Raw genomic sequence first — 14,902 nt, forward strand, 5'->3', positions numbered from 1 at the left:
GCCCCCCCCCTGCCTCTCGCCCCCGCCGGGGCGCCGCACACTTTTCTCCCCACCCCCGCCCCTCCCACGCCGAAGCCTCAGGAGTTCACGCGTTGAGTACCAAGACCCGTCAGGCCCGTCCCGCCCGCAAGTCGATGATCATCATCGGCGCGGGGCTGGGTGGGCTGTCCACCGGCTGCTACGCCCAGATGAACGGCTACGACACCCAGATCTTCGAGATGCACGAGATCCCCGGAGGGTGCTGCACCTCCTGGGACCGGGGCGACTACACCCTGGACTGCTGCATCAGCTGGTTGCTGGGCAGCGGCCCGGGCAACGAGATGCACCAGATCTGGCTCGAGCTCGGCGCCCTGCAGGGCAAGCAGGTCCGCCACTTCGACGTCTTCAACATCGTGCGTGGCCGCGACGGCCGCAAGGTGTACTTCTACTCCGACCCCGACCGTCTCCAGCGGCACCTCATGGACCTGTCGCCCGCGGACGCCAAGCACATCCGTGACTTCTGCGACGGCCTGCGCCGTTTCATCAAGGCGATGGCGGTCTACCCGTTCCTCAAGCCCGTCGGCCTGATGAACACCTGGGAACGCACCCGGATGATGGCCTCGTTCGCGCCGTACTTCAACGTGGTCCGCAAGAGCATCACCAAGCTGATGGCCGACTACTCCCAGAAGTTCCAGGACCCGCTGCTGCGCGAGGCCTTCAATTTCATCCTGTACGAGAAGCACCCCAACTTCCCGGTGCTGCCGAACTACTTCCAGATGGCCTCGCACGCGATGCTGTCGGCGGGTGTCCCCGAGGGCGGCTCGCTGGGCCTGTCCCGGTCGATGGAGGCGCGCTACCGCCGGCTCGACGGGAAGGTCACCTACAACGCGAAGGTCGACGAGATCATCGTCGAGAACGACACCGCGGTCGGGGTACGCCTCACCGACGGTCGCGAGTTCCGGGCCGACATCGTGGTGTCCGCAGCCGACGGTGAGACGACGATGATGCGCTTCCTCAAGGGGCGCTACCTCAACGAGGAGTACCGCCGCCTCTACACCGAGGTCATCAACGAGCCGATGATGACCTTCCCCGGCTACTTCATCGTCTTCCTCGGTCTCAAGCGGGACTTCCCGGAGGGCGAGCCGTGCACCACGCACCTGATCACCGAGGAGGAGGCGGCGAAGCTTCCGGGCATCCGCCATCCGAGCATCAACGTGCAGTTCCGGTCCCGGCACTACCCGGAGCTGGCGCCGGAGGGCACGTCGATCGTGTACGCGACGTACTTCTGCGACATCGAGCCGTGGCGTGAGCTGTCCGAGGGCCCCGAGCAGGAGGACCGCGAACGCAAGGGCGAGGTGCTGCACACCCTGCCGACGCGCCGCGGCCGTGACTACCAGACCGCCAAGCGCAAGGCCCGCGACGCGATCGTGGAGCTGCTGGAGCAGCGGTACCCGGGCATCAAGCGGGCCATCAAGGTCCGTGACGTGTCGACGCCGCTGACCCAGGTGCGTTACACCGGCAACCGGGACGGGACCGTGCTCGGCTGGCAGCCGTTCGTCGAGGGCGGCGAGATGCTGGAGGACCTGGTCAAGAAGTACGGCCCCGGCATGCCCGGGCTCGCCAACTTCTACCAGTCCGGGGTCTGGGCGACCACCGGTGGCCTGATCCGTGCCGCCGCGGCCGGCCGGCACGTCGTGCAGTTCGTCTGCAAGGACGACGGCAAGACGTTCCACGCCGAGATCGACGACACGCTGCCGCCACCGGAGCACATCGTCGTCCCGGTCGGCCCGGACATGCCGCCGGTCTTCGAGGACGCCACCTACAAGTGGGCGTCCGGCTGGCGGGGCAACGGCGCGGCCCAGGACGACGACGAGGTGGAACCGGACGAGGAACTGGTCCCGGGGGCGGTCGTATGAGCCGCCGGGCCGTCCGGCCGCGGCGGTACCTGATGTGCCGCCCGGCGTACTTCGACGTGGTCTACTCCATCAACCCGTGGATGGACCCGTCGAAGCCGTCCGACACGGAACTCGCCGTCCTGCAGTGGGAGCGCCTGTACCGGTTGTACCGGACGCTCGGGCACCGGGTGGATCTCATCGAGCCCGGCGAGAACCTGCCGGACATGGTCTTCGCCGCCAACGGGGCGACCGTGGTCGACGGCCGGGTCCTGGTCAGCCGGTTCCGGCACGAGCAGCGGGTGCCGGAGGGTGCCGCGTACGAGCGGTGGTTCCGGGACGCGGGGTTCGACGAGGTGCTCGTCAGCGACGCGATCTGCGAGGGGGAGGGCGATCTGCTGACGGCCGGTGAGTTCCTGCTGGCCGGGACCGGATTCCGTACCGATCGGGCGGCGCATGTCACCGCTTTCGCATTCTTACGGAAGCCGGTTGTCCCCCTCACTCTGGTGGACGACAGGTTCTACCATCTCGATACTGCGCTCGCTGTTCTGGACGATGACGAAGTCGTGTATTTTCCCGACGCATTCTCGGCGGACAGTCGTCGCGTGCTGCGGCGTCTCTATCCCGACGCGATTCTCGCTACGGAGGCCGACGCCGAGGCTTTCGGGTTGAACGCGGTCTCCGACGGCCGGCACGTGGTTCTCCCCGAGGCCGCTGTTGACCTGGCCGGACGTCTCGCCGACCGGGGCTTCGAGCCGATCGGGATGGACGTCTCCGAGCTGCACAAGGCCGGCGGCGCGGTCAAATGCTGCACGCTCGAACTGCGTGGTCGCGTTCCGGTGGCGGATTGACTGGGTTGATATCGTGAAGTTACGCGCCGGGGTCGTGCGGTACCCGGCGCGTAATAATGCAACAGAATAGGCGCCGCGCGCGTTTACAACGTGTGGCGCCGAATGGAAAGACAGTGGGAGAGTACGGGCAGATGGTGTTCGGCACATTCCTCCGCGGGGCACGTCTCCGTGCCGACCTGACCCAGGAGGGCCTGGCTGACCAGGCCGGGGTGAGCGTTCGGACCATCCGCGATCTGGAACGCCGGCGGGTCCGCGCACCGCACCGGCACACCGCCGAGTCGCTCGCCGAGGCACTCGGGCTCTCCGGACCGGACCGGACCCGGTTCTTCGCCGCGGCGGGTCAGGACAGCGAGCCGCCGGCTGCCCGCCGCCGGCCGGGTTCGCGCCGTGACCGCTCCCGGATGGCCCCGGCGCAACTGCCGGCGGCGACCGCAGAGCTCTTCGGCCGTGACCCCGCCATGGACCTCGTCCGCCGGTACGCGGCGGTGGCCCGCGGACGGCGCCGGACGGCGACCACGATCTCCCTGCACGGCCCGCCCGGTGTCGGCAAGACCGCCTTCGCGATCGCCGCCGGCACCGAGCTGCGGTCCGACTACCCCGACGGGCAGCTCTTCGCCGACGTGGGCCGCGAGGAGGCCGGCGCGGGTCGCGGGGAGGCCGGCGCGGGCCGTGGGGGAGAGGCCGGTGCCGCTGCCGTGGTGGCGTCGTTCCTGCGGGCGCTGGGTGTCGCCGAGTCCGGCATCCCCGCCTCGCTCGCCGATCGCAGCGCCCTCTTCCGCACGGTCAGCGACCGGCTGCACCTGCTCATCGTGCTCGACGAGGTCGCCGACGAGGACCAGCTGCGCCCGCTGATGCCGGCCGGTTCACGCTGTCTCGTCGTGGTCGTCGCCCGCCGCCCGTTCGCGGGGCTCGACCCGCACGAGCGGATCGCCCTCGAGACGCTCTCCGAGGCGGACAGCGGCGAGATGCTCGGATCCATCCTCGGCGCGCGGGCCGAGGCCGAGCCCGCGGCGGTCCGTGAGCTCGTCGCGCTCTGCGCCGGGCTGCCCCTGGCGCTGCGGCTGGCCGCCGACCGGCTCTCCATGCGTCCACATTGGAGGGTCGACCGCCTCGTCGAGTACCTCCGGGACGAGGAGAGCCGGCTGCACGAACTGCAGGTCGGCGACCTCGGCGTCGGCCCGAGCATCGAGGCGGTCCACCGGCGGCTCGACCCCGCCGACGCCGAGGTCTTCCGCGTTGCGGCGCAACTGCCCGGCCCGGAGTTCACCGTCGGCGACGTGCGGCGCGGCTGCAGTGCCGCGAACGTGCGCCGCTCCATCGAGACCCTCGTCGACGTGGGGCTGCTGGAACCGGCCGGTCGCGGGTACCGCTTCCACGCACTGACCCGGATCTTCGCGCGCTCGTTGTGACGTCCCCCATGGACGCATGTCGACACCGGCGCCTCTGAGCTGCTGCTCGACGCGGACCGCACCGGCCCGGCCCCGGCCGCGCTGATGGGGATGAACATGCTCGTCGAGACCGAGGGCGGCCGCGACCACTCGGACGTTGAATACGCCGACTGGCTGCCCGGCGCCGGCCTCACCGATGTCCGGACCGTCCGCTGCGGCGCTCCCGGCGCGAACGGAGTCGTGCTCGGAGTCCGATAAGGAGGTTTTGTAGGGTGGTCCGATGCGTGGGGTCGAGGGCGAGCTGGGTCTGGTCAAGGTCGAGCTCGACTGGGGCCGGGAACTGCGCCGTGCCGCCGCGGTGCTCTGCACGCTGCTGGCCCTGGCCGGTGCGGTGCGGCTCTGCGTCCCCGCCAACCCCGACGACCAGAATCAGGAGCCTCCGGGGGTACGCCGTCAGCTGACGTTCCTCAAGCAGGAGCTGGCCTCCGGGGCGGACACCGAGGCGCAGGAGCAGTTCCCCGAGGGCTACTACTTCCTGAACGTGCTCTACGGGCTGTCCTGGGTCGAACTCGGTCAGCGCGGCGTCGAGCCGGTACGCGCCGCCGAGGAGGCGGAGTGGGCACTAGCCCGCGTCGAGTCCGAGGCCGGGCGGGCGCCGTTCGACGCCGGGGCCACGCCCGCCTACGGGGTGTTCTACGCCGGCTGGACGAACTGGCTCCGCGGCGGACTGCTCACCCTGCGCAAGGACCCGAAGCAGGAGGCCCGCTTCCTGGCCGACTCGGAGGCGCTGGCCGGGGCGTTCACCGCTGCCGCATCGCCGTTCCTTCCGGCGTACCCCGGTGAGGCCTGGCCCTGTGATTCGACGGTCGCGATCGCGTCGCTGCGTCTCGCCGACGGGCTCAGCGGACGGACCCGCTTCACGCCGGTGGTGGACCGCTGGGTGAGCCGGGTCAAGGGCCTGGTCGACCCGGAGACCGGCCTGCTGCCGCACCAGGTCGACGCGGTCACCGGCAGGGCGCAGTCCGGGGCGCGTGGCTCGTCGCAGGCGATCATCCAGCGGTTCCTGCCGGACGTCGACCCGAAGTTCGCCCGCCAGCAGTACGAACTGTTCCGTGACCAGTTCCTGGACCGGCCGCTGGGCCTGGTGCCGGCGGTCCGGGAGTACCCGCACGGCGTGGACGGCGTGGCGGACGTGGACTCCGGTCCGCTGCTGCTGGGTGTCAGCCTGTCGGCGACGGTGGTCGCGATGGGTGCGGCGCAGGCGCAGGGCGACCGGTCGCTGGCGTCGGCGCTGGGCAACGTCGGCGAGGTGGCCGGGGTGCCGCTCGACATGCCGAGCACGAAGCGGTACGCGTTCGGCGCGGTCCCGGTCGGTGACGCCTTCCTGGCCTGGTCGAAGACGGCCCGGTCGTGGACCGGGTTCGGGGTGTCGCCGCCCGCGCCGGTGATCGACGGCTGGTGGCGGGTGCCGCTGCTGGCGTTGTTCCTGCTGCTGGGGCTGGCGCCGTGGCTGCCGGGGTTGTACCGCCGGAGTCCGTTGGCGGTGGCGACACCGGCTCGCAACAAGCCGCGACCGGTGAGGAAGGCGACCGGGTCGAAAGCGACCGGGTCGAAAGCGACCGGGTCGAAAGCGACCGGGTCGAAAGCGACCGGGTCGAAAGCGACCGCGTCGAAGGCGCCGGTGGTGACGAGGATGGCCAGTGCCAAGGCCGTGCCGGCGGCGAAGAGGACCACGAAGGCCGCCCCGGTCACGAAGGCCGCGGTCAAGAAGGTTGCAAAGGCCGCCCCTGTCAAGAAGGCCGCAAAGGCCGCCCCTGTCAAGAAGGCCGCAAAGGCCGCCCCGGTCACGAAGGCCGCGAAGGCCGCCCCGGTCACGAAGGCCGCGAAGGCCGCCCCGGTCGCGGGGAGGAAAGCCGCGCCGAAGCCGAAACCGCCCGCGGTCCCGGCCAAGAAGGCCGCTCCGGCGAGGCCGCGTCCCAAGAAGTAGGAAGAGCAGGGCAGAATCCAGCAGACCGGGCGTGCCCCGGCGAGCATCGACCACTCACCTCGGATAACATACCAAACCTAGGGGTTATGTGGTTTGATGGCTGCTCTACCTGCGGAGGATGATATGCCGACCTGTTGTACCAGCTGGTCACCGAACGAGGACGCGGTCCGGTGACCAGCATCGTCGCCCGCCGGCCCCTGATCGCGGACAAGCCCGACGTGGTTGCGATCATCGGCGGCGGCTTCAGTGGCGCGCTCACCGCCCGCGCCGTCCTGCAGCACACCGACCGGGAGGTCGTGCTCGTCTCCCCGGAGGTCCGGCCGGGCCGCGGCGTCGCGTACGGCACCGCCGAACCGTGGCACCTGCTCAACTCCCGCGCGGCCGCCATGAGCGTCGACGCGGACGACCCGCAGCACCTGGTGCGCTGGATGCGCGCCCAGGGCCTGCCCGCCGAACTCACCGACTTCGTGCCCCGCGCACGCTACGGCGACTATCTCGCCGACCAGTTCACCGCCGCGAGCGCGGCAGCCGGCGGACGTCTGCGCCGGCACATCGCCTCGGCCACCGCGGTCCGCAAGACACCCGACGGCTACGAGGTCGTCGACGACTCCGGGTGCGTCGTCCGCGCCGACCACGTGATCCTGGCCGTCGGCAGCCCTCCGCCGCAGCGGCTCCCCGGCATCAGCGACGCGGCGTTCCGCAGCGTCGAGTTCGTCGCCGACCCGTGGGCCGTCGGCGCGCTGGACGCCGTGCCCAGCGACGAGCCGGTGCTGCTGCTCGGCACCGGCCTGACCGCGATCGACGTGGCGCTGAGCCTGACCGCCGGTGGACGCCGCACCCCGATCGAGGCGCTGTCCCGGCACGGCCTGGTCCCGCAGGCCCATCCGGTGACCCCGCCGCCCGCCGTCGACCTCGGCCTGCGCGAGTCGCCCCGGCTGGCCCCGCTGATCCGCCGGGTCCGGCAGGCCGTCGCGGACGGCGCCGACTGGACGGCGGTCATGGACCACCTGCGCTTCCAGGCCGACCGTCTGTGGGCGGCGCTCGACACCGACGCCCAGGAACGGTTCCTGCGGCACTGCTTCCGTCACTGGGAGACGCACCGGCACCGCATGGCCCCGCCGATCGCCGCGCGCGTCGCCGAGCTGCGCGCCGAGGGCACCCTGCGGGTCCGGTCCGGCCGGATGACGGCGATCGTGCCCGACCCGGACGGCGGCCTGATCGTGCACATCGAGGGCGAGGAACCCCGTAGGTACGGCGCGGTTATCACGTGCAGCGGCCCCGGTCCGGTCACCCCGCGGGTCAGTGCCCTGATCGGCGACGACAGCACGCTGCGGGGCCCGCACGGGCTGGGCATCGACACCGACGACGACGGCCGGGTGCTCGACGCGGACGGCCGGGTCCAGCCGGGCCTGTGGCTGGTCGGCCCGCTGCGCCGCGGCCGGGTCTGGGAGGCCACCGCCGTCCCGGAGATCCGCGGCCAGGTCGACCGTATGGTCGCCGTCCTGCCGGCACGGCTCCCCACGGTCTGACCCGTCACGACGGCCGGGTGGCGCGAGCCGCCCGGCCGCCTGTTCCCGGCGGTTAACGAGAATGCGCAACGGCTGATAACGAGGACGCAACGCACGGCGGGCTGAATCAACGCACGACTCAACGGGTCGGCACCGCATCACAGCCCTCAGGAGTCCTCATGATCATCGCCGGGGTCGCACTGACCGTCCTGGCCGTTCTGATCGTCGGCATAGTCGTGGCCCGTAAGGTCGACGGGGACAGCGCCAACTATCTCGTCGCCGGACGGCAACTCGGTGTCCCGCTCGTCGCCGTCGCCCTGACGACCGCGGCGGTGGACAGCAACGCCACGGTCGGCAACACCGACCTCAGCTCCGCCTACGGGTTCTGGGCCGGCGCCTCACTCGCCCTCGGCCTCGCGATCTGCCTGCTGCTGGCCGGCCTGTTCCTGGCGAAACCGATGAACCGGATGGGCCTGTTCACCCTCGGCGACTTCTTCGCCCGCCGCTACAACCGGCCGGTCGAGGTGGTCGCCTCACTGCTGATGATCTTCGCGTTCACCATCCTGCTCGCCGGGAACCTGGTCGCGATGGGCTTCCTCGTCGAGTACTTCACCGGACTGTCCTACACCGTCGGCGTGGTGCTCGCGGTGTGCCTCGTCCTCGCGTACACGATCGGTGGTGGTCTGTTCTCGGACGCCTACACCGCCGTGATCCAGGCGGTGATCACCGGCATCGCAACGTTCGTGCTCTTCGGCTGGATGGCGGTGAAGTTCGGGGTCAGCATCCCGGACGGTCTCGGCCCCTTCGACCTCGGGCAACTGACCGACTCCGGGCAGGGCGCGCCGGTCAACTGGGCGACCCTGGTGTCGCTGGGCATCGGCGACCTGGTGGCGATCGACTTCATGCAGCGCATCTTCGCGGCCCGGACCCCGCAGGTGGCGCAGCGGGCCTGTTTCATCGGCGCGGGCGCGACCGCCGTCGTCGGTGTGCTGTGGTCACTGATCGCGCTCACCGCCTCCGCCGAACTCGGGCTCACCGCCGAGGACGCGCCGATCATGTACCAGCTGCTCGACGGTTACGCCCCGGTCCTGCTCGCGGTCCTGGTCCTGTCCGGGATCGTGGCGGCGTCGTTCTCCACCGCGTCCGGCGCGATCCTGGCGACCTCCGCGGTCGCGGTCCGCAACATCGCCGGGGTACGCCGCGAGGTCGCCCCCGGCCACCGCGACCCGCTGCTGCGCTGGACCCGGGTGGCGATGCTGCCGGTCGTGATCGTCGGGGTGTTCCTGGCGCTGCGGGTCAGCCAGACCGGCATCCTGCTCACCCTCGCGTTCGACCTGATGCTCGCCTGCCTGATCGCCCCGTTCCTGCTGGGCCTGTTCTGGAAGCGGTCGACGTCGGCCGCGGCCCTGATCGGCGCGGGTGTCGGCCTGGCGGTCCGGCTGGTGTTCCTGGTGCTGACCCCCACGCTGTACGGCGTACCGAACGACCTGCTGTACATCGACAACACCCTGGTCGGCGCCGGTTTCGACGGCTGGGCGACCCTGGTCGCGGCGGCCGTCGGCGTACTGGCGTTCGTCGGCTCCGCCCTGGTCACCCGCTCCCGCGCGGACGAGGAACTGGACCTGCTCAGCGTCGACCGGATGCGGGAACCCGAGTCGGAACCCGTGCCGGCCGTCTGAGCCGGCCGGGGTTTATCCGGATCATCGACGGGGTACACCGCGCGCGTCTGTGGACACGGGGTCACCGGAGGGGGCAGGGAGATGAACTTCGACTGCACGATCGAGCGCGAGGGCCGGACCGTCGTCCTGGCGCCGGACGGTGACCTGGACGTCACCAGCGCTCCGCTGCTGCGCCAGGTGATCCAGCAGGTCCTGGACCACGGCGGATGCGACCGGATCGACGTCGACCTGGCGAAGGTGACGTTCCTCGACTCGTCGGGGCTGGGCATGCTGGTCGCCGCGCAACGGGCGTCGGGCGCGCGTGGCGTCCCGTTCTGGCTGACCCGGCCCGGGCCGATGGTCCGGATGGTCCTCGAGGTGACCAACCTCTACCAGCACCTGGTCGCCCAGGATGCGGAAGAGAATCTCGTTTTCTAGACCGCTCGGCCCATCCGCGCCGGGCACCGCTGCGAAGTACCTTCCGGACAGCACCATCGGACGGAACGGAGCAGCATGCCGGAGCATCTCAGACCGGTGCCCACGCCGCGGGAACCCGCGGATCCGCAACCGGACGCCCTGCTCAGAGCCGTTGCCGACGGCGACGAGCGGGCGTTCGGCCGTCTCTACGACCTGGTCGCGCCGCGCGTCTACGGGCTGATCCGGCGGGTGCTGCGCGACCCGGCCCAGGCCGAGGAGGTCGCTCAGGAGGTGCTCGTCGAGATCTGGCGCACCGCCGCCCGGTTCGACCCGGACCGCGGCTCGGCGAGCGCCTGGATCTTCACGATCGCGCACCGGCGGGCCGTCGACCGGGTGCGTTCCGAACAGGCGGCGGCCGACCGGACCGTGCGAGCCGGGGTGGCCGCCGTGGACACGCCCTACGACGAGGTCGCCGACGAGGTGGCGATCCGCCTCGAACGCCAGCAGGTGCGGCACTGCCTGGACGAGCTGACCGAACTGCAGCGGCAGGCGGTCACCCTCGCCTACTACCAGGGGCACACCTATCCGCAGGTCTCCGAGCTTCTGGACGTACCGTTGCCGACGGTGAAGACCCGGATGCGTGACGGCCTGATCCGCCTGCGGGACTGCCTGTCGGCGGGGGTGGCCGCATGAACCCGGATGTGCACACCCTGGTCGGGCCCTACGTGCTGGACGCGCTCGACGACGTCGAACGGGCCGCCTTCACCCGGCATCTGCGCGAGTGCGAGCCCTGCCGGATCGAGGCAGACGAGCTGCGGGAAGCGGCCGGCCGGCTGGCCGACGGCGCCTGGTCGGTGCCGCCGCCGCGTCTCAAGGCGACGGTGCTCGCCGCGATCACCGAAACCCGGCAGCTGCCGCCGCCCGGTGCGCCGCCGCTCCGTTCGGCCGCGGCCCGGACCACCCGGTTCCGGCTGATCACCGCGGCCGCCGTCGTGGTCGCGGCGGCAGGGGCCGGCACGGCCGTCCATGTTCTTCAGAATCAGCGGGTACGCGACGCGCAGAGCGCCGCCGCCGCGGCCCAGGCGAGTGAGGCCCGCGTCCGTGCGGTGCTGACCGCCCCCGACCTGTCGGTCCGCGAGCAGCCGCTGGCCAGCGGTGGCCGCGTCACGGTGGCCGGGTCGGCGCTGCTCGGCGCCGGGGTGATCATGCTGGCCGCGGACGCGTCACCCGGCACCGACCGGGTCTACCAACTGTGGACCATCCGCGACGGGACACCCTCGTCGGCCGGGGCGCTGGCCGCCGGACAGTCGACGATCGTGCAGGTCGTGGAAGGTCTGCCGACCGCGTCCGAGGTGGGCGTCACGATCGAACCGGCCCCCGGATCGGCCGCCCCGACCACTCCGCTCGACGCGCTCGTGAGGATTTCCTGACACTCACGGATTTCTTCCCGATCACACCCATCCAGTTACCTGCCGGCGGCGAATACCGGGCAGGCGACGAGGACGGGGTGACGGCATGGAAGCGGTCGACGAGGTGGTGGCCGGGCGGTACCGGCTCCTCGAATTGATCGGCACCGGCGGGATGGGCCGGGTGTGGCGGGCCGAGGACCGGCTGCTGGAGCGGACGGTCGCGGTCAAGGAGATCCTCCTGCCGTCGGGTCTGTCCCCGGCCGCCCCGACGATCCGGGAGGCCCGCGCGGCCGCCCGGCTCGACCACCCCGGCGTGGTCACGGTGTACGACGTGGTCCAGCGGCAGGGCCGCGCCTGGATCGTGATGGAGTACGTCGCCTCCCGCTCGCTGGCCGTGACCGTCCGCGACCTGGGACCGTTGACCGTCCGCGATGTGGCCGAGACCGGGCTGAGCCTGCTCGCGGCGCTGCGGGCCGCCCACGCCGCCGGGGTGCTGCACCGCGACGTCAAACCGGAGAACGTGCTGCTCGCCGCGGACGGCCGGGTGGTCCTCACCGACTTCGGCCTGGCCACCATCGGCACGACGGCCGGGGTGGGCGAGGGCGGACCGGACCCCCGTCTCGGGTCACCGCAGTACCTCGCCCCGGAACGGCTGACCGGCGCGGAGACCGGAGCGGCCGGGGACCTGTTCTCGCTCGGGGCGACGCTGTACTACGCGGTCGAGGGGCGGGCACCGTTCACCCGGGGCAACCCGGAGGCGTCGCTGATCGCGCTGGTCACCGATCCGCCGGACCCACCGGTGCGGGCCGGTGCGCTGGGCGGTCTGCTGCTGCGGATGCTGGCGAAGGAGCCGGGCCGGCGGCCGTCGGCGTCCGAGGTGGCGGACGGTCTCACCGCGGTCCTGACGGTGCCGCCGGTGCGGGGGCAGGCCCGGGTCGCGGCCGCCGCGGTCGGCGTCACGACCGGCGACGTGGTCGGCGTGACAACGGTTCGGCCGGGGTGGCGTCGAAGGCGGAGCGTTGCCGTGGCCGGGGTGCTGCTCGCCCTGGCGGGTGGGGGAGTCGCTGCGGCAGCCGGGCAGCGCGCCGCGATCGGTCCGAGTCCGGCGTCCTCGATGCCAGTGTCCTCGGTGCCGGCACCCTCCCCACCGGCGACCGTCGCCGCCGGACGGATCGACCCCTGCGGGTACCGGGCGGCCACCGAGACGATCACGGCGGCCGCCGACGACGTCCCGGCGGGACTGCCGCACGGGTGGGTCTGGTTCCGGGATCCGGCCGGGTTCGCGCTGGCACTGCCGTCCGGATGGGAGCGGGCTACCCGCGGCAACGAGGTGTGCTTCACCGACCCGGCGGGGCGGCGGGCGTTCACCGTCAACGTGGCGGCGGTGGTGACCCGGCGGCCGCTGGAGTACTGGCAGCAGCGGGAGAAGGCGACCCTGGCCACCGGGGAACTGCCGGGATACGCCCGGATCAGCATGGGCGTTCTGCTGCTGCGCCGCGGTGGGGCGGACTGGGAGTACACGTGGCGGCCGGGGGCGTCGACGGTCCGGCACGAACGGCGGGTGCTGGTCGCGGTGGGTGCGGGCGAGTCCTACCTGTTGCGGTGGGCGATTGCGGACGACGACTGGTCGGCCGGGGTGGCTGTGCAACGTCGGTTGGTGTCGCTGTTCGGGTCGGGTCGGTGACTGTGCTTTTCGCGTACGAGATAAGGGGCTTTGTAATGAAATTTAGGGTCTTTGTGGCTTTGGTGACGGGGGCTGTGCTGGTGGGGCTCGCCGCGCCGGGGACGGCCATGGCGGCGGAGAGCGTGCACGTCAGCCTGACGGAGTTCAACAACTCGGGTGCTCGCGGAACGGCGGTGCTGACCGCTCTGGACAACGGTGATCTCCGGGTGAGCATCCGGTCCAGCCGGCTGGTGCCGGACGCGCCGCACGCCCAGCATCTGCACGGATCGGTGGAGGGCATGGACTTCCACTGCCCGGTGGCCGCCGCGGACACCGACGGCGACGGGTACATCAGCACCGAAGAAGGCGTGCCCGACTACGGCGACATCTTCGTCTCGCTGACCACCGCGGGCGACATCTCCCGCGCGAGCGGTCTCGCGGTCGACCGGATGCCCGTTGCCGATCAGTCGGGGACGCTGACCTACGACCGCACGATCCCGGCCGCGGAACTGCCGGCCGGCACCGTCGCGCACCTCAAGGACCTGCACGTGGTGCAGCACGGCATCGACGCGAACGGCAACGGGAAGTACGACCTGTCTGCGCTCGGGGAGTCGACCATCGCGGCAGCGGCAGGACTCGCGGGCATTCCGCAGGAGGCCACCCACCCGGCGCTGTGCGGCATGGTGGCCGGGGCGTCGGCGGGATCCGTGCCGGTCGGCGGAGTGGCCACCGGCGACGGGAGCACCCGGACGGACCCGGGTCGGCTGGTGACCACCCTCCCGGCCGCGATGCTGATCCTCCTCCTGGCCACGCTGCTGATCACGCGGCGCCGCAAGTTCGTCCTGCCGCGATGATCCGGGGCCTGGTCGCGGTGGTCCTGCTGTTCACGGTCGCCGCCTGCGCAAACTCCGGGGCGCCGTCGTCTGCAACGCCGTCTTTTGCAACGCCGTCCTTTACAACGCCGTCTTCTGCAACGCCGTCTTCTGTGGCGGCGCCGTCCGCGTCGGGCGCTCTCACCCGGGGCGTGTTGCTGCCCGCGTCGCCGCCGACCCGCCTGACGATTCCGGCACTGGACGTGTCGGTGCCGGTGACGGATCTGGGCCTGGCTCCGGACGGCACTATGGAGGTGCCGGGCGACGCCCGCACGGTCGGCTGGTTCACCGGGGCGCCCACCCCGGGCTCCCTGGGGCCGGCGATCCTGGCCGGGCACGTCGACTACGGCGGGTCGGCCGGGACGTTCGCCCGGCTGACCGATCTCGATCAGGGTGACCCGATCCGGGTGACCCGCACCGACGGGCTGGTGGCCACTTTCGCCGTGACGAAGGTGGCCCGCTTCCCGAAGGCCCGGTTCCCGACCGGTGAGGTCTACGGGCCGATCGACCACGCCGGTCTGCGTTTGATCACTTGTGGGGGCGCGTTCGACCGGGACGCCGGTCACTACGTCGACAACGTCGTCGTTTTCGCCACCCTCCAGTCCGGAGAATGAGGCGTTACCGGCTCCGCGGGTGCTATGGGCGCTGCGGACATTGTTGGCATTGCGGACATTGCGTGCATTGCTGGCGTTGCTGACGGTGGGGGTGCTGCGGGGGCGGCTCGACGTGGCCGGGGCAAAGTCGGCCGTCGTTGGCGGCTGAATTGCGCGTGTCGGGTAGCCGGTGGCTGGAAGGACGGCTCCGCAACCCTTCTCATGGGTGACGGCTCGGTCGGTCCGGCCGTCGTTCACGGTTGTTCTCGGTTCGCGGATGGACCGCAGTCGACGGCCGGGTCGGTCGAGCCGTCGGTCACGGCTGATCGGGAGGGTGGGAGTCAGCCGTCGGGGACGGCTCGCGGTCACCCGGCCGTCGCCTGTGGTCGCTTCGGGTACTCCGGCCGTCGCCCGCGGTCGTCTTCGGCTCTCGGGTGGACCGTGGGCGACGGCCGGGGTGGTCGGAACGCCACTCGACCTCTTCCGATCTTGGCGGTGGCGGTGACGGTGACGGTGGCGGCGGCGACGGCCGCCAGCGACGTGAGCCGTAGCCGGCGGCGCAGGAGGACCGTGGGGCACGGCTGGGGTGCGACCGTGGGGCACGGCTGGGGTGCGACCGTGGGGCACGGCTGGGGTGCGACCGTGGGGCACGGCTGGGGTGCGACCGTGGGGCACGGCTGGGGTG

Annotated in this window: 14 protein-coding genes; all 14 read left to right on the forward strand. The window is 71.6% G+C overall.

The features are described from left to right. Window positions 1–92 precede the first annotated feature (92 nt). Window positions 93–1,895, forward strand: a complete 1,803-nt coding sequence (locus WH85_RS44155) for a phytoene desaturase family protein (protein ID WP_245674357.1) — start codon at window positions 93–95, stop codon at window positions 1,893–1,895. Beyond that, window positions 1,892–2,722, forward strand: a complete 831-nt coding sequence (ddaH, locus tag WH85_RS44160; RefSeq protein WP_045748192.1) for a dimethylargininase — start codon at window positions 1,892–1,894, stop codon at window positions 2,720–2,722. Before WH85_RS44155 ends, ddaH begins: the two co-directional genes overlap by 4 nt. Before the next feature lie 131 nt (window positions 2,723–2,853). After that, complete coding sequence (locus tag WH85_RS44165) at window positions 2,854–4,131, forward strand: XRE family transcriptional regulator (protein ID WP_052721251.1); 1,278 nt, start codon at window positions 2,854–2,856, stop codon at window positions 4,129–4,131. Between the two features lie 96 nt (window positions 4,132–4,227). Further along, window positions 4,228–4,368, forward strand: coding sequence for a hypothetical protein (locus WH85_RS51285; RefSeq protein WP_157411601.1), 141 nt, complete (start codon window positions 4,228–4,230; stop codon window positions 4,366–4,368). A 22-nt stretch (window positions 4,369–4,390) separates the two neighbouring features. After that, entirely contained in the window at window positions 4,391–6,097 is a 1,707-nt protein-coding gene (locus WH85_RS44170) for a hypothetical protein (RefSeq protein ID WP_063775614.1), read from the forward strand. A gap of 170 nt (window positions 6,098–6,267) precedes the next feature. Continuing rightward, a complete protein-coding gene (locus tag WH85_RS44180) occupies window positions 6,268–7,626 on the forward strand; it encodes an FAD/NAD(P)-binding protein (RefSeq protein ID WP_045748202.1) in 1,359 nt (452 codons plus the stop codon). Between the two features lie 158 nt (window positions 7,627–7,784). Further along, entirely contained in the window at window positions 7,785–9,284 is a 1,500-nt protein-coding gene (locus WH85_RS44185) for a high affinity choline transporter 1 (protein ID WP_045748193.1), read from the forward strand. 81 nt (window positions 9,285–9,365) lie between these two features. Then, on the forward strand, window positions 9,366–9,701 hold the full coding sequence (locus tag WH85_RS44190) for an STAS domain-containing protein (RefSeq protein WP_045748194.1): 336 nt from the start codon (window positions 9,366–9,368) through the stop codon (window positions 9,699–9,701). Window positions 9,702–9,776: 75 nt separating this feature from the next. Next, window positions 9,777–10,373, forward strand: a complete 597-nt coding sequence (locus WH85_RS44195) for a sigma-70 family RNA polymerase sigma factor (RefSeq protein WP_052721253.1) — start codon at window positions 9,777–9,779, stop codon at window positions 10,371–10,373. Further along, complete coding sequence (locus WH85_RS44200; protein WP_045748195.1) at window positions 10,370–11,110, forward strand: anti-sigma factor; 741 nt, start codon at window positions 10,370–10,372, stop codon at window positions 11,108–11,110. Before WH85_RS44195 ends, WH85_RS44200 begins: the two co-directional genes overlap by 4 nt. 85 nt (window positions 11,111–11,195) lie before the next feature. After that, the gene (locus tag WH85_RS44205; protein ID WP_052721255.1) at window positions 11,196–12,773 is read left to right on the forward strand and encodes a serine/threonine-protein kinase; all 1,578 of its coding nucleotides are present in this window, start codon (window positions 11,196–11,198) and stop codon (window positions 12,771–12,773) included. A 62-nt stretch (window positions 12,774–12,835) separates the two neighbouring features. Further along, window positions 12,836–13,606, forward strand: a complete 771-nt coding sequence (locus WH85_RS44210) for an EF-hand domain-containing protein (protein WP_157411602.1) — start codon at window positions 12,836–12,838, stop codon at window positions 13,604–13,606. 170 nt (window positions 13,607–13,776) lie between these two features. Further along, entirely contained in the window at window positions 13,777–14,238 is a 462-nt protein-coding gene (locus WH85_RS44215; RefSeq protein ID WP_245674358.1) for a class F sortase, read from the forward strand. A gap of 474 nt (window positions 14,239–14,712) precedes the next feature. Next, window positions 14,713–14,902: hypothetical protein (locus tag WH85_RS52595; protein WP_211275635.1), on the forward strand; the 190-nt coding region annotated here is incomplete at its 3' end.

Source organism: Actinoplanes rectilineatus (genome assembly GCF_000962825.1).
In the GTDB taxonomy this organism is placed as follows: Bacteria; Actinomycetota; Actinomycetes; order Mycobacteriales; family Micromonosporaceae; genus Actinoplanes; species Actinoplanes rectilineatus.